Here is a 22273-nt window from a genome sequence, read left to right as displayed (position 1 = left end):
AGCCTCCCCAGTCAGCCCCCGCAACGGGCAGCTTAGGGGGCGAAGGCGCCGCGGCGTGCGCTTCTCGCGACACGGCCCCGGACGATCCGGACTGAGTACGTTCCCCTACGCCCGGGTGAGCACCCGCCCCGATTCGCACGCGCGGCCACAGGCGTTACCGTCCGGTCCATGACCGAGAACGGGACACCCCGGCGCGGGAAGGCCCTCCGGGCGACGGGCATCGGCTGCGGCGCGGTGCTGCTGCTGGCCGTGGTCGGCCTGGTGTACGTCGTCGCGGACACGCCCTATCCACGCGTCGAGCCCGCCGTCATGGCGCAGCGCGTCTCCGGCAACGCGCAGGACGCGTACGCCGCGCTCGGCATCGCCCGCACCGTCGAGCCGGGCTTCACCGACCACTCGGACAACAACACGTACGGGGTCGGGGACTGTTACGGGGACGGGCTGCTCTCCGGGCTCCAGGACAAGCAGGTGGAGGGCGCCTACCGCCTCCACCAGAGCTGGTCGGTGACCGGCGTCGGCGAGGAGGCGCGGCCCGCGCTCGGCCGGCTGCGCGACCACCTGGAGGCCACGGGGTGGCGCGTCTCGGCCTTCGGCCCGGTCGGCAGGAGCGAGGACCTCGAAGTGCGGGCGAACAAGGGCGAGTACGCGATCAGCGTGGAGTGGGAGCCGAAGCGGGCGCGGCTGCGCGGGCACAGCGGGGGCGAGTGCGCGCAGGACCCGTCCTGGATGGGCGGGGCGGGGGTCGCGTACCGCGAGCCCGACCTCGGGCGTCCCCCGGCGCTCCGGCCGGCTTCTACAGTGAGCGGATGAGGGATCGTACGAAGACGCGGGCCGTGGCCGGGGCCGCCGCGCTGCTGACCGTCGCGGCCGGGCTCGGCGTCCGCTCCGCCCTGGGCGGCGAGGCCGCCAAGTACGCGGGGGACGCGCTCTACACGGTCCTCGTCCACGCGCTGATCGTCGTGGCCGCGCCCCGCGTGCGCCCCGCCGTGGCCGCCGGCACCGCCCTGGTGATCAGTTGCGCGATCGAGTTCGCGCAGCTGACGGGCGTGCCCGCGGAGCTGTCGAGCCGGAGCACCCTGGCCCGCCTGGTGCTGGGCTCGACCTTCAACGCCCCCGATCTCCTCTGGTACGCGGTGGGCGCCGCCCTGGCCGGACTGGCGCACCGCGCCGCCCTCGCCGGTCTGGCGCACCGCGCCGCCGCCGCCAGGCCGGCGCGCCACGCCGCAGGGCCCGGAACCGACGGGGGGCGGTCCCGGGCCCTGGTCCAAGGGGGGCGTCAGGCGGATTGACGCTGTTCGCCGCGGAGGGACTCGGCCCTGCTGAGGCGGGGCGGGGTGAAGGGGAGGTAGTCGGGGGCTCCCGCGCCCTGGCCGGGGGCTTCCGCCTGGAGGCGGAACCTCGCGGCCAGCTTGTGGAGACGGGCGTCCCCCGGGGGCACGTCGATCTGGAAGTGGCTCTCCTTCGGGCGCTTCGCGTCGTCCCCGGCCCAGCGGACGACGCCGTCGCACTCGGCGAGGATGTCGCGGATGACCACCTGCTGGTGGGGGAAGAAGCCGTCCTTGACCCCGCCGGGGTACGAGCCGGGGCGGATGGCCAGGGCCGTGCCGGAGAGGTGGTTGCTCTCGTACGCGGCGTGGACCTCGCGCTCGGTGACGTGACCGACGACGTCGCCGGGTTCGAGCGTGGCTATCTCGTAGTGGAAGCGGCGCGCCACATAGAGCAGCACCGTCGCCACCTCGCCCGTACGGATCACCACCGGGGCGTTGCTGCCCTCGATCTTCGCCGCCTTGACGTCGCCCGATACGCCGGTGACGGGCCAGCCGTTCTCGCTGGTGCTCCTGGTCCAGGTGTCGGGCGCGGCCTGCCCGGTGCCCCGGCCGGGGTCCGCGGCGGGGGTCGCGGCCCTGGCGGGGGCCGCGTGCGCGGCGCCCGCCGACCACAGGACGCCGGCGCCCGCCACTCCGAGCGAGGCGGTGAGAATCCGCCGGCGCGTCGTCCGCGGCGTTGCTGCACTCATGTTTCGGTTCTCCTTGAACTGCCCGCCCGCCCGGTCCGCGCGTGGACCGCAGACGCGAGGGCGAGGGTGGTGGTGACGGCCGTCCCGGCCATGAAGGTGTACAGAGTCGGGTTCACGAAGCCCGGAACGCGCTCGTGGGTGGTGCCGTCCCGCCACACGCACCGGTAGCTCACCGGGAACAGCGACTCGTCGACCCCGTCGAAGTCGTCCTTCGTGTGCGGCGCCCCCTCGGACGTGCCGCCGTTCTCCGCCCGCACGCACGCCTCGGCCACGTCCAGGGCGAAGGTCGAGCCGAAGCCCACGAGGAAGGTCAGGCAGCCGAGGCACGCCAGCAGCCCGACGGCATCGCCCCAGATCCGTGCCCAGGGTTTCCGCAGCTCCCGCCGGGTGACCCAGACGTGGGCGGTCTTCACCAGGCGCACGGCGAAGAGCAGCGGAAAGGCCAGGATGACGGCGATGAACAGGTAGAACATGGGTTACAGCTTGCCCTGCGACCTGAGCGCGAAGGTCCGGGCGTTCTCCTGGCCGACGCGGGTCTGCAGGGTGTCCCCGAAGCCCTTGCAGAAGCCGGCCAGCTTGTCGCCGGGGATCAGCTCGGGCAGCAGCACCTTCCCTCCGCTCTCCAGCTCGATGAGGGTGGTGCGGGCGGTGCCGATGAGCGCGCCGCCGTCGGTGAGCATGCAGTCCGCGAAGTCCGCGGCCTTGGCGGCGCTGCCGCCGAAGCGACCGTCGTAGAACCGCCGGTAGCGGGAGAGGTGGCCGTTCTTCTGGTAGAGGTTCTTGATCTCCTCGACGATGTTGGCGCCCTTGCGGACCGCCATGCCGAGGTTGTAGCCGTCGATGTCCTCGATCATGTCGTTGAAGCCGAAGGAGGTCTCGACGTCCGGCTTGGCGAGGTTGTCCATGCAGTACTGGTAGCCGGAGGACCACCGCTCGACGTTCCGGCGCCAGTCGACGTAGAAGGTGATCAGGTCACCGCCCCAGCCGGCGAAGTCCCCGGGGTTCACGTCCCGGCCGGAGGCCTGGCCGTGCAGGTCGATGCCGTTGGCCGCGGCGGCCAGGTGGTCGATCGAGAGCATGTAGCCGCTGTTGGGGTCCTTGAACTCCTTCAGCATCTCGAAGCCGGTGCCGTTGACGTAGTCGATCCAGTCGCCGTCCGGCTCGCCGACGAGCATCATCCACTTGGTGTCGGTGTAGCGGGGGTGGCGCAGGTACTCCAGGACGTGGCGGCTGTGGCCGTAGCCGGACCGGTTGTACTTCACCGACAGCTCGTAGAGGCGCTCGACGCCGGCGACGAACTCGTCGACCGTCGAGTAGCTGCCGCTGTTGACCGAGCCGACGCCCGGGTCGGCGTTGGCCCGCGCGATGTCCTTGTCGATTTCGATCCTGCCGTCACCGGAGCCGACGGAGACCGTGGCGATCTGGTTGAACGACCAGTTCTCCGGGAGCGGGAAGCCCATGTTGCCGGAGAAGCCGGTGGACATGCCGGAGACGAAGGACCAGCGGGCGGTGGTCTCCTTGCTGACCTTCGCGCAGACGTTGCGCGAGCCGTACACGCCGTGCAGATAGCGCTTGCCCTTGGAGTTCAGGCCGGCGCTGATCCCGTTGAAGTAGGGGATGACGTACTGCGCGATCTCTTCGTCGGTGGCGTCGTAGTCGACGGCGAAGTAGATGACGGTGCCGCGGTTGAAGCCGTGCTTGACGGCGGCCGCGTGCGCGCCGAGGGCGTCCTGGAACCCCTGGGGGTAGTTGAAGTACTTCGCCTCGCCGCCGTAGTACTGGGATATGGGGAAGACCCGCAGCTTGTTGCGGAAGATGGTCTCCAGCTCACCCGGCTGGAGCTTCTTGTTGAGCGGGTTGTTGGAGGCCCGCTCGTCGAGGTACCGGCCGACGATGTCGTACCCGGCGGCCTTCAGCGCCTTGGCGCGCGCGTCGGTCACCGTCTGGATGCAGTCGGCCGCGTTGCCCGGCCGCGAGGGGTCCCCGGTGGAGACCAGCAGCTGGCACCACGTCTGGAAGTCCGCGGCGCCGGTGCGCGCCAGCATCGAGAACGCCTGGAAGGAGGAGACGTCCCCGGAGAGCGCGCCGTCGAAGGTGTCGTTGAACGCCACCTCGCGGTTGTTGAAGATCATCGCGGCGCGGAAGAGCCGCACGAAGACACCGCTGGAGCCGACCTGGAGGGTGCGGCTCTTCAGGCCGGCCTGGGTGCCGGGCCCGAAGATGCCGTTGGCCTGGGAGTCGTTCATCCCCATCTCGTACTGGATCGCGAGATAGAGGGAGCGCTGCACATCGCGCGAGAAGTGGCCGTCGGTGGGGATGAGGAAGAAGGTCGAGCGGTCGTAGTAGCGGCTGTTGAGCCACTGCTGGACGGACCGGATCGACTCCCGGCCGCCCGGGGTGAGCACATAGGCGTCCATCGTCAGGAGCGCCTTGAACACCTTGGGCTTCATCTTGTAGTTGAACTGCCCACCGATGCCCAGGTCCTTCATCATCGCCTCGACGGCGCCCTGGGTGTACATGGTGAACTCGCCCGAGATGCCGCCCGGGTTGTACCCCTTGCACCAGAACGCGGCCTGGATGATCTTGACGATGTTCCTCTTCGGCTCGTCGGGGCCGATGTCACCGTAGGACTCCAGCTTGGCCATGGTGGTGGGGCCGAAGCTGTTGGACAGCGAGGTGATGCCCAGCTCGTGCTGGAGGGCCCGGGTGAAGGCGTACATCGTGGGCCAACCGGTTTTGCCGTTCTCCGGCGCGGCCACGAAGCCGGACACGTCCTTGTAGGTGGAGTTGACCCACTTCTGGGCCTGGAGTACTCGCTCGTCCACGTGATTCTTTCTGATGGTGACAGGCCAGGGGGGCGGTCCCCCCCCTGGCCCTGGAGGAGAAGGAGGGCCGTCAGGCGAGGCTCGTCGGGCGCAGGTCGCCCCAGCGCTCGCTGATGCGCTCCAGGCACGTCTCGCGGTCGTCGGGGCCGTGCGTGACGCTCCAGCCGTCGGGTACGCCGACGAACGCCGGCCAGAGCGAGTGCTGCCCCTCGTCGTTGACGAGGACGAGGTAGCTGCCGGTGGGGTCCTCGAAGGGATTGATGCGCGCCATGGCGGAATCGGTGCCTTTCGTCGTCACGCGGTCGCGGGACCGGCGGGCTCGGCCGTCCCCAGAAGGTGGCCGGCCAGGATCTGCGCGAGCTCCTTCGCCTGGTGCTTGACGAAGTAGTGGCCCGCGCCGGGGATCACGGTGAGCCGTACGTCGGAGGCGAAGTGCTTCCAGTCGAGGTGGCCGTCCGCGAAGCCCTCGGTGGCCTCGTCCGCGTCCCCGATCACCACGTGGAAGGGGGCGTTCAGCTGGCGGTCCCAGCCGGCGCGCGCGGCCACCTGGAAGGTGGCGCCCTGGATCATGTCGTGGCGCACCACGGACAGCACCCGGCGCAGGTCCTCGTCGTCGAGGGCGCCCTCGAAGCCGCCGAGGGAGCTGAGGTAGTCGTACAGCCCGTCGTAGTCGTACGGCTCGTCGTCGCCGCGGCCGCCGGCGAAGTCCAGCAGCGCGGCCGGGTCGGGGGCGGGCAGGGCCGCGCCCGCGTAGACCGCCACCGGCGCGCGGCCGAGGCGCTCCAGCTTGTCGGCGACCAGCGTGGTGAGCGTGGAGCCGGCGCAGTGGCCGTAGAGGGCGAACGGCCCGGTGACCGACTCGCCGATCTCCGCGACGATCCGCTCGGCGGCCTCGTCCCAGGTCAGCAGGGTGCTGTCGGCGTCCGTCGGGTCATGGCCCGGCAGCCCCACGGCCCACAGCTCCATGCGCGGGGAGAGGCGTTCGGCGAGCGGCTGGTAGGCCGTCGCGGCGCCGCCGCCGTACGGGACGCAGACCAGGGTGATCTCGGGCGCGCTCGCCCGCGCGGGGGTGAGGCGGTGCAGCACGCGGCGCTCGCCGCCGGCGTCCGCGGCGGCGCGCAGGTGCTCGGCGAGCCGGCGGGGCGTGGGGTTCTGGAAGACCTGGACCACCGACAGCCCGCCGCCCAGCCGCCGGGCGATCCGCACGGCCTTGAACGAGTCGCCGCCGAGGTCGAAGAAGCTGTCGTCGATGCCGATGCCGGTCACGCCCAGCAGCTCGGTGAAGGCCTCCACGACGCCGCGCTCCAGCTCGTCGCGGGGCGGTACGGCGGCGCGCGAGCCGGTGAGGGTGGGCTCGGGCAGCGCCCTGCGGTCCAGCTTGCCGTTGGCGGTCAGCGGGAGGTCGTCGAGGACGACGACGGCGGAGGGCACCATGTGGGAGGGCAGCCGCTCGGCGAGCTCCGCGCGCAGGGCCGCCGGCTCCAGCTCGGCGCCGGCCTCGGGCACGGCGTAGCCGGTGAGGACGCCGTCGCCGACGGCGTCGGTGCGGACCACGACCCGGCCGTCGCGGACCCCGGGGCAGGCCCGCAGCTGGGCCTCGATCTCGCCGAGTTCGATGCGGAAGCCGCGGATCTTGACCTGTTCGTCGGCGCGGCCGAGGTATTCGAGCTGTCCGTCGGCGGTCCAGCGGGCCAGGTCGCCGGAGCGGTAGAGCCGGGAGCCGGCGGGGCCGAAGGGGTCGGCCACGAAGCGCTCGGCGGAGAGGCCGGGCCGGTTGAGGTAGCCGCGGGCCACCTGATCGCCGGCGATGTACATCTCGCCCGTGACGCCGGGCGGCACCGGCTGGAGGCCGCTGTCGAGGACGTACACCCGCAGGCCCGGCAGTCCGGTGCCGATGAGGCTGCCGGGGGCGGTGGCCGCCAGCGGCGCGTCCAGGGCGACATGGCTGACGTGGACGGTGGTCTCGGTGATGCCGTACATGTTCACCAGCACCGGCGCGTCGTCGGCGTGGCGGGCGTACCAGTCCGCGAGCCGGCCCAGGTCCAACGCCTCGCCGCCGAACACCACGTACCGCAGGGCGAGTCGGGAGCCGAGCTCCGGGTCGTCCTGGTCGGCCTGGGCCAGCTGGTAGAAGGCGGAGGGGGTCTGGTTGAGCACGGTGACGCCCTCGCTCACCAGCAGGGCGAGGAAGTCCTCCGGGGAGCGGCTGGCCGCGTAGCTGACGACCACCAGCCGGCCGCCGTGCAGCAGCGGGCCCCACAGCTCCCAGACGGAGAAGTCGAAGGCGTAGCTGTGGAACATCGTCCACACGTCGTCGGCGCGGAAGGAGAAGAGCCCCTCGGAGGCGGCGAACAGCGCGGCCACGTTGCGGTGCGGGACCACGACGCCCTTGGGGCGGCCGGTGGAGCCGGAGGTGTAAATGACGTACGCGGGGTGGTGCGGCGACAGGGGCCGGGTGCGCTCGTCCTGGGTCAGGTCCGCGCCGGAGCGCCGGGCCAGGGCGGCGGCCGACTCCGCGTCGTCGAGGAGCACGGTGGGCAGCTCGGAGGCGGGCAGCGAGGCGGCGGCCGCGCCGGTGGTGACGAGCAGTTCGGGGGCGGCGTCGCCGAGGATGTAGGCGATGCGGTCGGCCGGGTAGTCCGGGTCGATGGGGACGTAGGCCGCGCCGGACTTCACGACGGCGAGCAGCGCGACGATCAGGTCGGCGGAGCGGGGCAGCGCCACGGCGACGAACCGCTCGGGTCCCGCGCCGCGCTCGACCAGCAGCCGGGCCAGCCGGTTGGCCCGCTCGTTCAGCTCGCCGTAGGTGAGGGTGGGCTCGCCCTCGGCGGTCACGGCGGGGGCGTCGGGGACGAGGCGGGCGCGGGCCTCGAAGAGTTCGGCGAGGGAGAGCTCGGGCCGGGGCGCGAGGCTCTCGGCGGCGTGGCCCTGCGGCACGGGGGTCTCGCGGGGCGCGTGGCCGCCGCGGCTCCACTCCTCCAGCAGCCGGTGGCGCTCGTCCTCCTCCAGCAGGTCGACGGCGCCGATGGGCCGCTCGGGGGCGGCGAGCGCGCGGGCGAGGAAGAGCCGCAGGTGCCGGTCGTGGCGGGCGACCTGCTCGGGGGTGTACACGTCGGGGTTGGCGTCGACGTGCAGGCGCAGGCCGTCGGGCCGGTCGTAGACGGCGAACATCAGGTCGTCGACGGGGCCGAGGGCGAGGTTGCGCGGGGTGGCGGCGCAGTCGCCGAACGCCAGGTCGTAGTCGAAGCGCAGGATGTTGACCTGGGGGCCGAACAGCCGGCCGCCGTCCTCCAGCCGGCCCAGGTCGCGGCGCAGGTCCTCGTACCGGTAGCGCTGGTGGCGCAGGGCGCGGCCGGCCTCCTCGGCCACCTGGCGGACCAGGTCGGCGAAGGTGGTGTGGGCGCGGACCGTCAGCCGCAGCGGAATGATGTTGGAGGCCATGCCGGGCGTGGCGCGCACGGTGGCGTCCCGGCGGCTGGGCACGGGCAGGCCGAGCACCACGTCGTCGGTGCCGGTCGTGCGGTGGACGTAGGCGGCGACGGCGGCGATGAGGACCCGCGGCCAGTCGGTGCCGGCCGCGGCGGCGACCTCGTTCAGCAGGTCGCGCTCGGCGGCGGGGACGTGGCCGGTGACCCGGGTGAGGGCGTGGGCCAGCGGCGCGGAGCGCTCGGTGAGGCCGACGACGTCGGTCAGGTCGGCCATCCGCTCCAGCCAGTAGGCGCGGTCGGCCTCGCGGTCGGCGGAGGCGCGGTAGGCCCGGTCCTCCTCGACGAGGTCGGCCAGCCGCCCGTACGGGCTCGGCGGCACGGGGGCGCCGGCGGCGAGCGCGGTGTAGACGGCCGCGGCACGCTGGGCGACCAGGGAGCTGCTGAGGCCGTCGAAGGCGACGTGGTGCCAGCGCTGGAACCAGCGGTGGGTGCGCTCGTCGAGCTTGAGCACGGCCTGGGTGAACAGGGGGCCGGTACGGGGGTCGAGCGGGCGCTCCAGCTCGGCGCGCGCCCAGCGGTCGGCGGCGGCGCGCGGGTCGGCCTCGGCGCTCAGGTCGACGAGCGGGACGGGAATGCCGGCGGGGTCGACGGGGGCTGTCCTCTGTACGGGGCCCTCGTGGCCACCGTCGGCGCCGTCACCGGTGTCGGTGCCGTCACCGCCGTCGGCACAGCGGACGTGCAGCGCCTCGGCCTCGGCCACGGCGCGGCGCACGGCCTCCTGGAGCAGGGCGACATCGACGGAGCCCGCGATCTCCAGGCAGTCCGCGACGGCGAAGACGGGGTTGCCCGGGTCGAATTGCTGTGAGTACCAAATCCCCGCCTGCGCGGCGGTCAACGGAAAAGCGGTGTCCGGAGTCGTACCTGTGCCCATGGTCGGAACTGTGCGCCGCCCCTCTCTTCACCGACTCTCGGCGGTCTCTCGTCCGCCCCTCGGCGTCGGCCGGGCACCCGGCGGAGAGCGCGGGGAGAGCGGGTGGAGACTGGAAGGAGCTCAGGGGGAGAGCGCGGGGAGAGAACGTGAAGAGCGGGTGGAGAGAGCATCGAGAGAGCCCGGCGGGGGGCCGGTGCCGGCGGCGGATCACAGTGGTTTTGTGAGCGCACCTGACACAGCAGTCATTTCGCAGGTTTGTTGCTAATTTCCGGGATCTTTACCGATAAGTACCGAATAAAGTAAGGTTCATGACGGAGTGACATCAGGCGCCACAAGCGCCGCGCCACTCACCCGAGTCCGTCCCGTACGGGCTCCGTCAGGGCCGGTCACGCGGTGAGCGGAACCGGCCAACGGGGGAGGAGTTCGACATCAGTACTGGTGAACCCGTGCGTCCGCACGAGACCGACCGCATCCGTATCGCCCTGATGGGACCCGTGACCGCCGCCGCGCGCCGGACCGTCGCGCTGGGCGGGGAGAGACAGCGCCGCGTGCTGTCCTCGCTCGCGCTCGCGCACGGCCAGGTCGTGCCCATCAACCGGCTCATCCACGACACCTGGGGCGAACAGCCGCCCCGCACGGCGGCCGCCCAGCTCCAGACCAGCATCTGGATGCTGCGCCGCGCCCTGGGGGCCGCCGGCGCGCCCGCGGACGCGGTGCGCTCCTACGCCTCCGGCTACGAACTGAGCCGTACGGGCGCGGAGGTGGACGTCGACCGGTTCCGGGCGCTGGTCCGGGAGGCGGAGGAGCTGCGCCGCCGCGACATCCCCGAGGCGGCCGTGCGACGCCTCAACGACGCGCTCGACCTGCGGCGCGGGCCCGCGCTCGCGGACGCCGGCAGCCCCGCGCTGCAGGCGGTGGCCACCCGGCTGGAGGAGGAGCGGCTCGCCGCGCTCGAACTGCGGATCTCCCTGGACATCGAGCTGGGCGGGCACCTCCAGGCGATCGGGGAGCTGCTGGAGCTGGTCACGGAGCACCCCTTCCGGGAGGGGTTCCACGCCGATCTGATGCTCGCGCTCTACCACGCGGGGCGGCAGTCGGAGGCGCTGGCCGTCTACCGCAACGCGCGGGCCGTCCTCGCCCAGGAGCTGGGCATCGCCCCCGGGCCGCGGCTGCTCGCGCTCGAACAGGCCATCCTGCGGCACGATTTCGCGGTGCTGGGGCCGTCGCCGGCCGAGCCGTACCGCATGCCGCTGGCGCTCTGAATCGTTCCCGGCAGGCCCACGGCCCGGGTGCCCCTTCGGGGGCGCCCGGGCCGTGGGTTCACGGGTTCACGGGTTTACGGGTGTCTACAGCAGCGTCGCGCCGGGGGCCGGGGACGCGGCCACCCGGGTCGCCCGGCAGGTGCCCGAGGCGAGCAGCGCGTCGGCGATCCGGCCCGCCGCCTCGCCGTCCTTCGCCAGGAACGCGCACGTCGGGCCGGACCCGGAGACGAGCGCGGCCAGCGCGCCCGCGTCCGTACCGGCCGCCAGGGTGTCGGCGAGCGAGGGGCGCAGGGAGACGGCCGCCGCCTGGAGGTCGTTGCTGGAGCCGTCCGGGCCGGCGGTCAGGGCCGCCGCGAGGGCCGCCGGGTCACCGGAGGCGAGGGCGGCCAGCAGGGCCGGGTCGGCGTCCGGCGCCGGTACGTCGGCCTCCGTCGCGCCGCGCCCCGACGCCTCGCGCAGCCGGTCGCACTCCCCGTACACCGCGGGCGTGGACAGCCCGCCGTCCGCGACGGCGAACACCCAGTGGAAGGTGCCGCCGACCTCGACGGGCGTCAGCAGCTCTCCCCGGCCCCGCCCCAGCGCGGCCCCGCCGACGAGGCTGAACGGCACGTCGCTGCCCAGCTCCGCGCAGATCTCCAGGAGTTCCTCCCGGGAGGCCCGGGTGCCCCAGAGGGCGTCGCACGCCACCAGCGCGGCGGCGCCGTCCGCGCTGCCGCCGGCCATGCCGCCGGCGACGGGGATGTCCTTCTCGATGTGGAGGTGGACGTTCGGCTCCAGGCCGTGCCGGGCGGCGAGCGCCTCGGCGGCGCGGGCGGCCAGATTGGTCCGGTCCGTGGGCACCTGGTCGGCGTCGTGGCCGGCGACGGTCACCGTGAGGGCGTCGGCGGGGGTGGCGGTGACGGTGTCGTAGAGGGTGACGGCGAGGAAGACATTGGCGAGGTCGTGGAAGCGGTCGGCGCGCAGGCCGCCGACCGCGAGCTGGGCGTTGACCTTCGCCGGCACGCGGACGGTGACGGCGGCGCGCGGCGCGTCAGCGGACCGCGGCGTTCCCGGCGCGTTCGGCGTCTCAGGCGCCTCCGGCGAGGTGTCCGTCACAGTCCCCCTCCTTGAATCGTCGACTTCGCTTCGGCGATGCGCGCGAACTCCTCCACCGTCAGGGACTCGCCACGCGCCTGCGGTGAGACGCCCGCCGCCACGAGCGCCGCCTCGGCCGCCGCCGCGGACCCCGCCCAGCCGGCCAGCGCGGCCCGCAGGGTCTTGCGCCGCTGCGCGAAGGCCGCGTCCACGACCGCGAAGACCTCCTCCCGGGAGGCCCCGGTCGCCAGCGGCTCGGCCCGCCGCACCAGCGACACCAGCCCGGAGTCGACGTTGGGCGCGGGCCAGAAGACATTGCGGCCGATCGACCCGGCGCGCTTCACCTCCGCGTACCAGGCCGCCTTGACCGACGGCACCCCGTAGACCTTCGACCCGGGGGGCGCGGCGAGCCGGTCCGCGACCTCCGCCTGGACCATCACCAGCGTCCGCTCGATGGTCGGGAACGTCGCCAGCATGTGCAGCAGCACGGGCACGGCGACGTTGTAGGGGAGGTTGGCGACCAGCGCGGTCGGCGCGGGCCCGGGCAGCTCGGTGACGCGCAGGGCGTCGGAGTGGACCAGGGCGAAGCGGTCGGCGCGCTCGGGCAGCCGCGCGCCGACGGTCGCCGGCAGGGCGCCCGCCAGCACGTCGTCGATCTCGACCGCGATCACCCGGTCCGCGACCTCGAGCAGCGCCAGGGTCAGCGACCCGAGCCCCGGCCCGATCTCGACCACCACGTCGTCGGGCCGCACACCGGCGGTCCGGACGATGCGGCGGACGGTGTTCGCGTCGATGACGAAGTTCTGGCCGCGCTGCTTGGTCGGGCGTACGCCCAGCGCTGCGGCCAGTTCGCGGATGTCGGCGGGGCCCAGCAGGGGGCCGGGCTCGCCAGCGGCGTCGGTGGTGGGGCTGGTGCTCACTGGTGAAGTTTACGGCCGCACACCGGCCAGGGGCTCGCCCCCCGCTGCATGTAGAGCTTCTTGGCCCGGTACGTCTGCTCCGCGGCGGACGCGTCCTGCGGCCGACCCTGGCCGCCGAGGCCCCGCCAGGTGGCGGTGTCGAACTGGTAGAGCCCGCCGTACGTGCCGGAGGCGTCCACCGCGTTCGGCCGGCCGCCGGACTCGCAGCGCGCCATCGCGGCCCAGTTCAACTGGTCGGCGCCGGCGACGGAGGTCGGCATCGGCTTCGTCCCCACCCGCACCACCTGCTGCACCGGCCGCTTGACGATCTCCGTCTTCAGCCGGCGCGGCCGCTGCTTGACGCCGTTGACGGTGCGCAGGGCGTAGGTGACGCGCTGCACACCCTGGCGGCCCTGCTGCTCCACGACCTCGGTGCCCTTGAAGCGGGTGGGGTCGGCGCGGCGGACCGTGCGGAAGGGGATGGCCTCCTCCCGCACCTCCTTGCTGCCGGTGATCCGCAGGACGGAGATCGTCTGGCCGTCGCGCGGAAAGCTGTCCAGCGGCACGGAGGTGGTGTCCTGGCCGCGCAGCACCAGGCCGGCCTCGGCAACGGCCTCGCGGACCGTGGCGGCGTTCGTCCGGATGGTGCGCTCGCGGCCGTCGGCCATGAAGGTGACGGTGCGCTCCGTACGGACGTCGAGGTCCAGGCCGCCCCGGGAGATGGCCGAGTGGCGGGAGGCGGACAGATAGGCGCCCTCGGCCCGCACGCCGAGCTGGCGCAGCGCGTCGTCGACCGTGCGGGCGGTGGTCCACACCTGGCGGCGCTGCCCGTCCAGGGTGAGCATGACGGGCCGGCCGTAGCGGACGGCGATCTCGTCGCCGCTGGAGAGCTCGTGGTCGAGGCCGGGGGCCACGAGGTCGTGCCGGCCGACGGGCACGCCCTCGTCCTCCAGGAGCTCGTCGACGTCGTCGGCGAAGGTGTGCAGGGTGCGCGGGACGCCGTCGACGCTGAGCTTGACGGCCTTGTCGTCGGCGATGAAGGCGGAGGTGCCGCCGGCGAGGAAGGCGACGACCAGCGCCTGGGGGACGAGGCGGCGCAGGGACTCGGGGCGGGTGCGGCGGCGGGCGCGGGCGGCGCGGCGGGCGGCGGCGCGCCCGCCGGGGGCGGCGTCGGCCGGGGCGCCGTCCGGCGGCGCGCCGTTCCCGGGCTCGTGCGCATCCGCGTCCGCGCTTCCGTCCAGGGCCTCGTCCGCGTGCTCGTCGGGGTGCTCGTCCCGGGCCGGGTGGTCCGTGTCGGGCCCCGCCGGGCGGCCCGCGTGGCGACCGCCCGCGCCCGCCGGCCGCTCGTACGGCGCGGAGTACGGCTCGTAGGGCTCGGCCGGCGGCTCGGCGAGCGACGCGAGGGGCGGCTCGGCGAAGGCCGTGGCCCAGGCCGCGTACGCGTCGTGCTCACCCGGCCCGCCCGGCTCGTCGTATCCGCCGTATCCGGCGCGCCCACCGCCGTACGCGTCGCGCCTGCCGCCGTGCCCGTCGCCGTAGCCTTCGCGCCCGCCGCCGTACCCGTCGCCGGCGGAGACCTGTCCCGGGCCGTGCCCCGCGTCGTACGCCCCCGCGGGGCCGGCCCCGGCGTGCGGCGGCTCGGGCTCGCTCCAGGGCGCCCAGGCGGCCGACTCGCCGCTGCGGGGCCACGGCATCGCGCCGGACGGCACCGGCTCGTACGCCTGACCTCCGCGCCCGCCGTGCCCGCCCGGACCGCCGCGCCCGTTCTGTCCGTCCCGCCCGTCCTGGCCGTAGGACGACGGCGCGGGCACCGGCACCGGCTCGGGTGCCCACGGCGAGACGTACTCCTCCTCGTACGCCCCGTACGACGGCGGTCGGCACGACTCTCTGCTCACGACTCTCCCGTGGTCACGGTCACGCTTCTGGGCGGCGGGAACCGGACTGTAGCGGGCGGGCCGGTCACTCACCAAAGCGGGACCGTCACGGTCCGTTGTCGCGCTACCCTGTGCTCCGCCGTACGAGCGAAGATCGTTCGGGGCCGAAAGTTATCGATCAGTAACCGAACGCGCGCGCCGTGTTCGCCGAGATCGCCGCGGCCAGCGCATCCTCGTCGACGCCCTTGACCGCCGCCATGGCCCGCAGCGTGACCGGAATGAGATACGGCGCGTTGGGCCGTCCGCGGTAGGGCGCCGGGGTCAGGAACGGCGCGTCGGTCTCCACGAGCAGCAGCTCGCGGGGGGCGACCGCCAGCGCGTCGCGCAGGGGCTGCGCGCTCTTGAAGGTGACGTTGCCGGCGAAGGACATCAGATAGCCCTTGTCGGCGCAGGTCTTCGCCATGTCGGCGTCGCCGGAGAAGCAGTGGAAGACGACGGTGTCCGGGGCGCCCTCCTCGTCGAGCACGCGCAGCACGTCGTCGTGGGCGTCGCGGTCGTGGATGACGAGGGCCTTGCCGTGCCGCTTGGCGATGTCGATGTGGCGGCGGAAGGAGTACTCCTGCGCGGCGATGCCCTCGGGGCCCGTACGGAAGAAGTCCAGGCCGGTCTCCCCGACGCCGCGCACCTGCGGCAGGGCGGCCAGCCGGTCGATCTCGGCGAGGGCCTCCTCCAGGGCGGCGTCACCGCCGGGCGGCAGCGGGTCGAGGGGCGTCCGCCCCAGCCGCGGGGCCTGCGGGGCCGCCCCGCCGGAGGGGCCGGACGCGCCGTCGACGCCGTGCACGATGCGCGGGGCCTCGTTGGGGTGCAGGGCGACGGTGGCCCAGACGGCGTCGTGGGCGGCGGCGGTCTCGGCGGCCCAGCGCGAGCCGGGCAGGTCGCAGCCGACCTGGACGACGGTGGTCACGCCGACCGCGGCGGCCTTGGCGAGCGCCTCCTCGACCGTGCCGGACTGCATGTCGAGGTGGGTGTGGGAGTCGGCGACGGGCACCCGCAGCGGCTCCGGCAGCGGCGGCGCGGCCGTCCTGTCGGCCTTGCCGGCCTTCTCGGCCGTGCTGCCCTTGCCGCCCGAGCCCGCGCGGGCCGCGCCGCCGGTCGAAGGGGTGGTCGCCGAGGGGTTCGAACCCGTGCCATGTGCTGCTGCCGCCATGCGCCCGAGTCTAGGCGGGGACGTACGAAGCCGGCCGGGCCGGCCCCGTACGTCCGTTCGAGGCGCGCTCCCCCCGCGAGCCGCCCGCCTCGGCCCTGTGCGCTCGTCGGCCGGTGTCGACCGGCGTCGGCTGTCGTCGGCTGTCGTCAGTTCTGTCGGCGCTGGAAGGGGTGGAGCAGATCGGAGAGGTGCCAGTGGTGGTCCTTGGCGCCCTCGGCGCCCTTGCCGCCCTCGGCGGCGCCGGAGCCGGCCGCCCTGCGCGCCGCCTTCTCCGCCTGCCGGGCCGCCCGGCGCTCGGCCGCGGACGGCGCCGGCGGAGCCGACAGCAGTACGGGGGCCTCGACCGGCCCGGCGGGCGGCACGGTCCCCAGCGTGTGGGGCCGGCGGGTCCGCACGGAGGAGACCTGGCCCGAGCGCATGATCCGCACGAGGTGTCCACCGCAGTTCTGGCACGTGGGCCGGGTGAGCGGCGAGGGCACGCGCCGGCCGTCCGCCAGATACGTGACGAAGGCCCGCCCCGTGGCGTCCACGTGGTGCTCTATCTCGTAGTCCTGCTCCCACCCGTAGCCGCAGCGCATGCAGGCGAAGGCGTACGCCTCGTGCGCGGGGGGCGGGGCGGCGGCCGGGCCGCCGTGGGTCATCGGGGGGACACCGTGCGAGGTTCCTGCGAACTCACTCATGCCAGCTCCTCTTGTCCTGCGGACAAGTTCGCGCGCTCTTCGGGACGGGGCGTCCCACGTCCAATGAACGCCTCTCCTGGCCGAAACGCCGCCCCTCCAACCACCTGTTGGCGGAGATTTGGCAGGCGGTTGTCGTAGCCGGCCGTGCACGCGACCCAAGCTTTGCTTTTTACGATAATCCTTTACTTCGCCCCGGGCGTCCTCGCGGCGCGGCCGGGGAAAAGGGACGGCGCTAGGCCCCCGGCGCGCCCTCCGCCGGCTCGGCCGGCTTCGCCGACTTGGCCGTTTTGGCCGCCACCACCGCGTCGAACACCTCCCGCTTGGGCAGCCCCGCCTCGGCCGCGACCGCCGCGATCGCCTCCTTGCGCCGCTCCCCCGCCGACTCGCGGACCGCCACCCGGCGGGCCAGCTCCGCCGGGTCCAGGTCGCCCGGGACCGGCGCCGGGGCGCCCTCCACCACGATCGTGATCTCGCCGCGCACGCCCTCGGCCGCCCACGCCGCCAGTTCCTTCAGCGGGCCGCGCTTGACCTCCTCGTACGTCTTGGTCAGTTCCCGGCACACGGCCGCCCTGCGCTCCGCGCCCAGCACCTCCGCCATCGCCGCGAGGGTGTCGTCGAGGCGGTGCGGGGCCTCGAAGTAGACGAGCGTGCGGCGCTCGTCCGCCACCTCCCGCAGCCGCGACAGCCGCTCGCCGGCCTTGCGCGGCAGGAAGCCCTCGAAGCAGAAACGGTCGACGGGCAGCCCGGACAGGGCGAGCGCGGTCAGTACGGCCGACGGGCCCGGCACCGCGGTGACCTTGATGCCGCGCTCCACGGCCGCGGCGACCAGGCGGTAGCCCGGGTCGGACACCGAGGGCATGCCGGCGTCCGTCACCAGGAGCACCCGGGCGCCCTCCACCAGGGCGTCGGCGAGCTCCGGGGTGCGGGCCGCCTCGTTGCCCTCGAAGTACGACACGACCCGGCCGGTGGTCTGCACGCCCAGCGCCTGGGTCAGCCGGCGCAGCCGCCGGGTGTCCTCCGCGGCCACGACGTCCGCGGCGGCGAGCTCGGCCGCGAGGCGGGGCGGGGCGTCGGAGATGTCACCGATGGGGGTGCCGGCGAGTACGAGGGTTCCAGTCACGCCCCCATGGTCCCAGAGGCGCCGCCGGGGGCGCCTGCCGCGGGCCCGGCGGCGTCGCGGGGAGGGACGGGCGGCACCCGGGGCGGCGGGCCGGTGACCCCCGGGGCCGCGGGCCCGGCGGCGTCGCGGGGGGAGGGCCGGTGACGGCGCCGCGTTCCTTACGATGGCGCACGTGACGAGTGACACCGCGACAGGAGCCCCCCAGGCGCTCGGCGAGCAGGCCACCCCCGCGGCGGGCCCCCACGCGGCCCCGTCCGCATGGGAGCGCCGGCTGCGCCGCTTCGGGCACGCCCCCCGGCCGCGGACACCCGTCCGCGACCGGCTCGTGCCGCCGTACCCCGCCCCCGCCACCCGGCTGTGGACCATGCTGGGGCTCGGCCACGACGCCGCGCTGCGGCTGGCCCGGTGGTCGGCCTGGGGCGGGCCGCTGCTGGTGGCGCTCGGCGCGGGCCTCCTCCGCTTCTGGCGGCTGGAGAGCCCGCACGACGTGATATTCGACGAGACGTACTACGCCAAGGACGCCTGGTCGCTGCTCCAGCACGGCTACGAGGCGACCTGGCCCAAGGACGCCAACGAACTGCTCGTCGGCACGCCGCCGCAGACCCCGCTGGGCACGGAGGCGTCGTACATCGTCCATCCGCCCGTCGGCAAGTGGACGATCGCGATCGGCGAACAGTTGTTCGGGATGAATCCGTACGGCTGGCGCTTCATGGTGGCGGTGCTCGGCACGCTCTCCGTTCTGATGCTGTGCCGCATCGGCCGCCGGCTGTTCCGCTCCACCGCCCTGGGCTGTCTGGCCGGGGCACTGCTCGCGCTCGACGGGCTGCACTTCGTCATGAGCCGCACCGCGCTCCTGGACCTGGTGCTGATGTTCTGGGTGCTGGCGGCCTTCGGGTGTCTCCTGATCGACCGGGACCGGGCCCGCGCCCGGCTGGCGGCCGCGCTGCCGCCCGACGGCGCGGGCGACGTGCGGCCCGACCCGGACATCGCCGGGCGGCTGCGCCTGGGCGCGCGCCCCTGGCGGATCGCGGCCGGCCTCTGTCTGGGACTCGCCTGCGGAACCAAGTGGAACGGCCTCTATCTGCTGGCCGCGTTCGGCCTGCTGACCGTTCTGTGGGACGTCGGCGCCCGGCGCGTGGCCGGCGCCCGGCGGCCGCGGGCTGCGGTGCTCCGCCGGGACGCCGCCCCCGCCTTCGCCTCGCTCGTGCCGGTCGCCCTGGCCGTCTACCTCGCCTCCTGGACCGGCTGGTTCGCCAGCAAGGGCGGCTACTTCCGGGACTGGGCCACCACGGGCGGCCGCGAGAACAGCGACTGGAGCTGGGTGCCCGCGCCGCTGCGGAGCCTGTGGCACTACCAGGCGGAGGTCTACCAGTTCCACACCAACCTCACGACGGACCACACGTACCAGTCGAACCCCTGGAGCTGGATCGTCCTCGGCCGGCCCGTCTCGTACTTCTACCGCTCGCCGGAGCCCGGCAAGGAGGGCTGCGCGCGGGACACCGTCGACAAGTGCGCCCGCGAGGTCCTGGCGATCGGCACCCCGCTGCTGTGGTGGGCCGCCTGCTTCGCGCTGCTGTACCTGCTCTACCGCTGGGCGCTGCGCCGCGACTGGCGCGCGGGCGCGATCCTGTGCGCGGTGGCGGCCGGCTGGCTGCCCTGGTTCCTCTACCAGGAGCGCACCATCTTCCTCTTCTACGCGGTCGTGTTCGTGCCGTTCCTCTGTCTCGCGGTGGCGATGATGATCGGGGCGATCCTGGGGCCGCCGGGGTCGTCGGAGCGCCGCCGGGTGCTGGGCGCGATCGGCGCCGGAGTGCTCGTTCTGTTGATCGCCTGGAACTTCGTCTACTTCTTCCCGCTCTACACCGGACAACCGATTCCGGTGGACTCCTGGCGTCAGCGGATGTGGCTCGACACGTGGATCTAATGCCGTAAAGTGCGCCGCGGCACGCCCTTGATCAGGTGATGGAGGGCTGGGGACTTGGGGGTCCGCGAATGCGCACAGGCGCGAAAGTCGCCGTCGTGGGTGGGGTGTTCACCGCAGTACTGGGAGCCGCCGGATTAGGCGCGTACACCCTGCTGGGCGACGGTACGGACGGCACGTTCGGCACGGCGGCGAGCGACGGCAAGGGCCCGGAACCGGTGCGAACCGGACCGCCCACGGCCGCCGAGATCGAGAGCACCGCCCGCGAGTTCCTCGACGCCTGGGCGGCGGGCGACGTGGACAGGGCGGCCTCCTTCACCGACAACCGTGACGCGGCGAAAACCGCGTTGACCGGTTACCGGGACGAGGCACATGTCACCGGGGTGACGTTGACGCCGGGGGCGCCGGAGGGGGCGAAGGTGCCCTTCTCCGTGGCGGCGGAGATCGTGTACGACCCGGCCGCGGAGGCCGCGAAGGCCCCGGACGCCTCGGGGGCCCCGACACCGGCCCAAGGGGAGGCCCGGCCGTCGGGGGCCCCGGGCGGCCCCGGGAAGACGCTGCGGGAGCGGTGGAGCTACCGGTCCGCGCTGACCGTGGTGCGCGGCAGGGCGACCGGCCGGGCGCTGGTCGACTGGCAGCCGTCCGTGCTCCACCCCGGCCTCCGGCGCGGCGAGACCCTGCGGACCGGTCCGGGCGAGGCCCCGCCGATCAAGGCGGTGGACCGCAACGGCAAGGAGCTGACGAAGGAGTCGCACCCCGCGCTCGCGGGCGTCCTGGCGAGCCTGCGCGAGCGCTACGGCACCCGGGCCGGCGGAGCGCCCGGCGTGGAGCTGCGGATCGACCGGCCCGGCAGCGTGAACGCCGACGGCACCAAGAGCGAGAAGCAGGCCGACGAGACCCTCAAGGTGCTCTCCACCGGCACCCCCGGCACGCTGCGCACCACGCTCGACGCGCGGCTGCAGAGCGCCGCCGAGCAGGCGGTGGCCCGGCACGGCAAGGCGTCCGTGGTCGCGCTCAAGCCCAGCACCGGGGAGATCCTGGCGGTGGCCAACTCCCCGGCGGAGGGGTTCAACACCGCGCTCCAGGGCTCGCTGGCCCCCGGCTCCACGATGAAGATCGTGTCGGCGTCGATGCTGCTGGAGAAGGGCCTGGCGGTGAACGACAAGCCGCACCCCTGCCCCAAGTTCTCGGCGTACGGGGGCTGGCGGTTCCAGAACCTCGACCAGTTCGAGATCGCGGGCGGCACCTTCGCGCAGAGCTTCGCCCGCTCCTGCAACACGGCCTTCATCAGCCAGGCCGAGAAGCTGCCCGACGACGCCCTGACCCAGGAGGCGCGGGACGTCTACGGCATCGGGCTGGACTGGCAGACCGGGGTGCCGACGTTCGACGGCACGGTGCCGGTGCAGAGCGCGGCCAGCAAGGCCGCGTCGCTGATCGGCCAGGGCGGGGTGCGGATGAACCCGCTGACCATGGCGTCCATCGCGGCCACGGCGCGCACCGGCGTCTTCCGCCAGCCCGTCGTCGTCTCCCCCTCGCTGGACAACCGCCCGCTGGCCAGGGCGAGCCGGGCGATGTCGCCCGAGGTGGCCCGGCAGTTGAAGGCCCTGATGCGGCTGACGGCCGCGTCGGGCACGGCGGCGGAGGCGATGCGCGGGATCAGCGGGGACGTGGGGGCGAAGACGGGCTCGGCGGAGGTCGACGGCCAGGAGAAGCCCAACGGGTGGTTCGCGGCCTACCGCGGGGACCTGGCCGCGGCGGCGGTGGTGCCGGCCGGCGGGCACGGCGGCTCCTCGGCGGGGCCGGTCGTCGCGGCGGTGCTGCGGGCGGGCTGACCGGGCGGTACGCGTGCGGTACGGGGCCGTTCGCGGCTGTACGGGGCCGGTTCGCGTGCGGCACGGGGGCCGGTTCGCATGCGGTACGAGGTCGGCGGCGGCCCGGCCCGGCGGGGTGACGGGCCGGTGAGGCGCGGCTCACAGGGCCATCGCGTGGCCCCTACACCGGTCCCCTGACTAGCGTCGGGGCCATGACGAGGAGCGATCTTCACAGGCCGGGCGGGTCGTACGGCGTTCGCGGCGCCGCCGTATGACCCCGCTCGTCGCCGCGGCCGTGATCGCCGCGGCCGTCACCCACGCCACCTGGAACGCCATCGCCCACGGCATCAAGGACCAGGTACTGGCCTTCACGCTGGTGAGCGGCGGCGGCGCGGCGATCGGCGCCGTACTGGTCTGCTGCGCGCCGCTGCCGGCCGCGGGCGCCTGGCCCTACCTCCTGCTCTCCGCCGTGCTCCACGTCGGCTACATGACGCTGCTGATGCGGTCGTTCCGGCTCGGCGACTTCGGCCAGATGTATCCGATCGCCCGGGGCACCGCGCCGCTGGTCGTGGCCGTGCTCGCCGCCGTGTTCGCGCACGAGACCCCGAACGCGTGGGGCGCGGCCGGCATCCTCGTCGCCTCGGCCGGCCTGCTCGGGCTGGCGCTGTGGGGCATACGGGGGCCGGGCCGCGCGGCGCGTACGGGCGCGGTGCGTACCGGCGTTGTCCGTGACGGCGTTGCGCGTACGGGCGCGGCACGTACGAGCGCGGGTGCGGTGGCCGGCGGGGGCGCGCAGTGGCCGGCGGTGCTCGCCGCCCTGGGCACCGGCCTGGCCATCGCCGGCTACACCGTGGTCGACGGCCTCGGCGTGCGCGCCTCCGGCACGCCCCTCGGCTACATCGGCTGGCTGATGATCCTGGAGGGGCTGGCCATCCCCCTCTACGCGCTGGCGAGCCGGCGCGGGGCCCTCGCGGCGCAGCTGCGGCCGGTGGCGGTGCGCGGACTGGTGGGCGCGGGCCTGTCGGTCCTCGCGTACGGGCTGGTCCTCTGGGCGCAGACGCGGGCCGCGCTCGCCCCGATCGCGGCCCTGCGGGAGTCCTCCATCATCGTGGGGGCGGCCATCGGCGCGCTGTTCTTCAAGGAGCGGTTCGGGGCGCCGCGGATGGTGGCGGCGGGGCTGATGGTGGCGGGCATCGCCCTGATGCTGCGGGCGGGTTGAGCGCG

17 protein-coding genes are annotated in these 22273 nt (G+C 74.1%); 6 read left to right on the top strand and 11 right to left on the bottom strand.

Features of this window, described 5'->3' with window-relative positions; genetic code table 11:
* The first annotated feature begins 168 nt into the window (after positions 1-168).
* Complete coding sequence (locus ACSNOD_RS01570) at positions 169-810, top strand: hypothetical protein (protein ID WP_436764853.1); 642 nt, start codon at positions 169-171, stop codon at positions 808-810.
* Positions 807-1289 (top strand): DUF2809 domain-containing protein, encoded by a 483-nt coding sequence (locus ACSNOD_RS01565; RefSeq protein WP_436764852.1) that lies wholly within the window; start codon positions 807-809, stop codon positions 1287-1289. Before ACSNOD_RS01570 ends, ACSNOD_RS01565 begins: the two co-directional genes overlap by 4 nt.
* On the opposite strand, the gene ACSNOD_RS01560 is transcribed toward ACSNOD_RS01565, so the two are convergent.
* The 5 genes from ACSNOD_RS01560 to ACSNOD_RS01540 form a co-directional block, all read right to left on the bottom strand.
* A complete protein-coding gene (locus ACSNOD_RS01560) occupies positions 1277-2017 on the bottom strand; it encodes a hypothetical protein (RefSeq protein ID WP_436764851.1) in 741 nt (246 codons plus the stop codon). The two genes, ACSNOD_RS01565 and ACSNOD_RS01560, sit on opposite strands and share 13 nt — an antisense overlap.
* The gene (locus tag ACSNOD_RS01555; RefSeq protein ID WP_436764850.1) at positions 2014-2490 is read right to left on the bottom strand and encodes a hypothetical protein; all 477 of its coding nucleotides are present in this window, start codon (positions 2488-2490) and stop codon (positions 2014-2016) included. Before ACSNOD_RS01555 ends, ACSNOD_RS01560 begins: the two co-directional genes overlap by 4 nt.
* Before the next feature lie 3 nt (positions 2491-2493).
* Positions 2494-4842 carry a glycoside hydrolase domain-containing protein gene (locus tag ACSNOD_RS01550; RefSeq protein ID WP_436764849.1) on the bottom strand — a complete coding sequence of 783 codons (2349 nt, stop codon included), beginning with the start codon at positions 4840-4842 and terminating at the stop codon, positions 2494-2496.
* A gap of 70 nt (positions 4843-4912) precedes the next feature.
* Entirely contained in the window at positions 4913-5113 is a 201-nt protein-coding gene (locus tag ACSNOD_RS01545; protein ID WP_436764848.1) for an MbtH family protein, read from the bottom strand.
* Between the two features lie 23 nt (positions 5114-5136).
* Positions 5137-9201, bottom strand: coding sequence for an amino acid adenylation domain-containing protein (locus tag ACSNOD_RS01540; protein ID WP_436764847.1), 4065 nt, complete (start codon positions 9199-9201; stop codon positions 5137-5139).
* Positions 9202-9647: 446 nt separating this feature from the next.
* Here ACSNOD_RS01540 and ACSNOD_RS01535 point away from each other — a divergent pair, with 446 nt between their 5' ends.
* The gene (locus ACSNOD_RS01535; protein ID WP_436764846.1) at positions 9648-10463 is read left to right on the top strand and encodes an AfsR/SARP family transcriptional regulator; all 816 of its coding nucleotides are present in this window, start codon (positions 9648-9650) and stop codon (positions 10461-10463) included.
* A gap of 84 nt (positions 10464-10547) precedes the next feature.
* Here ACSNOD_RS01535 and ACSNOD_RS01530 read toward each other — a convergent pair whose 3' ends face one another.
* The 6 genes from ACSNOD_RS01530 to rsmI form a co-directional block, all read right to left on the bottom strand.
* Positions 10548-11558, bottom strand: coding sequence for a 4-(cytidine 5'-diphospho)-2-C-methyl-D-erythritol kinase (locus tag ACSNOD_RS01530; RefSeq protein ID WP_436764845.1), 1011 nt, complete (start codon positions 11556-11558; stop codon positions 10548-10550).
* Positions 11555-12457, bottom strand: a complete 903-nt coding sequence (rsmA, locus tag ACSNOD_RS01525) for a 16S rRNA (adenine(1518)-N(6)/adenine(1519)-N(6))-dimethyltransferase RsmA (RefSeq protein WP_436764844.1) — start codon at positions 12455-12457, stop codon at positions 11555-11557. Before rsmA ends, ACSNOD_RS01530 begins: the two co-directional genes overlap by 4 nt.
* On the bottom strand, positions 12454-13677 hold the full coding sequence (locus tag ACSNOD_RS01520; protein WP_436764867.1) for a ubiquitin-like domain-containing protein: 1224 nt from the start codon (positions 13675-13677) through the stop codon (positions 12454-12456). The genes rsmA and ACSNOD_RS01520 overlap by 4 nt, the downstream gene beginning before the upstream one ends.
* An 811-nt stretch (positions 13678-14488) precedes the next feature.
* Complete coding sequence (locus tag ACSNOD_RS01515) at positions 14489-15517, bottom strand: TatD family hydrolase (protein WP_436764843.1); 1029 nt, start codon at positions 15515-15517, stop codon at positions 14489-14491.
* Positions 15518-15663: 146 nt separating this feature from the next.
* Positions 15664-16197, bottom strand: a complete 534-nt coding sequence (locus ACSNOD_RS01510) for a hypothetical protein (protein WP_436764842.1) — start codon at positions 16195-16197, stop codon at positions 15664-15666.
* Positions 16198-16429: 232 nt separating this feature from the next.
* On the bottom strand, positions 16430-17317 hold the full coding sequence (gene rsmI, locus ACSNOD_RS01505; protein ID WP_436764841.1) for a 16S rRNA (cytidine(1402)-2'-O)-methyltransferase: 888 nt from the start codon (positions 17315-17317) through the stop codon (positions 16430-16432).
* Positions 17318-17480: 163 nt separating this feature from the next.
* Between rsmI and ACSNOD_RS01500 the strand changes: the two genes are divergently transcribed.
* From ACSNOD_RS01500 to ACSNOD_RS01490, 3 genes are all read left to right on the top strand, one after another.
* Positions 17481-19241, top strand: coding sequence for a dolichyl-phosphate-mannose--protein mannosyltransferase (locus ACSNOD_RS01500; protein WP_436764840.1), 1761 nt, complete (start codon positions 17481-17483; stop codon positions 19239-19241).
* A 68-nt stretch (positions 19242-19309) separates the two neighbouring features.
* Positions 19310-21070 (top strand): penicillin-binding transpeptidase domain-containing protein, encoded by a 1761-nt coding sequence (locus ACSNOD_RS01495; RefSeq protein WP_436764839.1) that lies wholly within the window; start codon positions 19310-19312, stop codon positions 21068-21070.
* Between the two features lie 250 nt (positions 21071-21320).
* Entirely contained in the window at positions 21321-22268 is a 948-nt protein-coding gene (locus ACSNOD_RS01490) for an EamA family transporter (protein WP_436764838.1), read from the top strand.
* The last annotated feature ends 5 nt before the right edge of the window (positions 22269-22273 follow it).

It is taken from the genome of Streptomyces sp. URMC 123, from assembly GCF_051386515.1.
In the GTDB taxonomy this organism is placed as follows: Bacteria; Actinomycetota; Actinomycetes; order Streptomycetales; family Streptomycetaceae; genus Streptomyces.
The sequence above is the reverse complement of the archived record's forward strand: the minus strand, read 5'-3'. Positions and strand labels throughout refer to the sequence as shown.

Bases quoted from the DNA above. Each gene is read 5' to 3' on its own strand.
- ACSNOD_RS01570 (WP_436764853.1), top strand. From the start codon at position 169: ATGACCGAGAACGGGACACCCCGGCGCGGGAAGGCCCTCCGGGCGACG.
- ACSNOD_RS01565 (WP_436764852.1), top strand. From the start codon at position 807: ATGAGGGATCGTACGAAGACGCGGGCCGTGGCCGGGGCCGCCGCGCTG.
- ACSNOD_RS01560 (WP_436764851.1), bottom strand. From the start codon at position 2,017: ATGAGTGCAGCAACGCCGCGGACGACGCGCCGGCGGATTCTCACCGCC.
- ACSNOD_RS01555 (WP_436764850.1), bottom strand. From the start codon at position 2,490: ATGTTCTACCTGTTCATCGCCGTCATCCTGGCCTTTCCGCTGCTCTTC.
- ACSNOD_RS01545 (WP_436764848.1), bottom strand. From the start codon at position 5,113: ATGGCGCGCATCAATCCCTTCGAGGACCCCACCGGCAGCTACCTCGTC.
- ACSNOD_RS01540 (WP_436764847.1), bottom strand. From the start codon at position 9,201: ATGGGCACAGGTACGACTCCGGACACCGCTTTTCCGTTGACCGCCGCG.
- ACSNOD_RS01515 (WP_436764843.1), bottom strand. From the start codon at position 15,517: ATGGCGGCAGCAGCACATGGCACGGGTTCGAACCCCTCGGCGACCACC.
- ACSNOD_RS01510 (WP_436764842.1), bottom strand. From the start codon at position 16,197: ATGAGTGAGTTCGCAGGAACCTCGCACGGTGTCCCCCCGATGACCCAC.
- ACSNOD_RS01500 (WP_436764840.1), top strand. From the start codon at position 17,481: ATGGCGCACGTGACGAGTGACACCGCGACAGGAGCCCCCCAGGCGCTC.
- ACSNOD_RS01495 (WP_436764839.1), top strand. From the start codon at position 19,310: ATGCGCACAGGCGCGAAAGTCGCCGTCGTGGGTGGGGTGTTCACCGCA.
- ACSNOD_RS01490 (WP_436764838.1), top strand. From the start codon at position 21,321: ATGACCCCGCTCGTCGCCGCGGCCGTGATCGCCGCGGCCGTCACCCAC.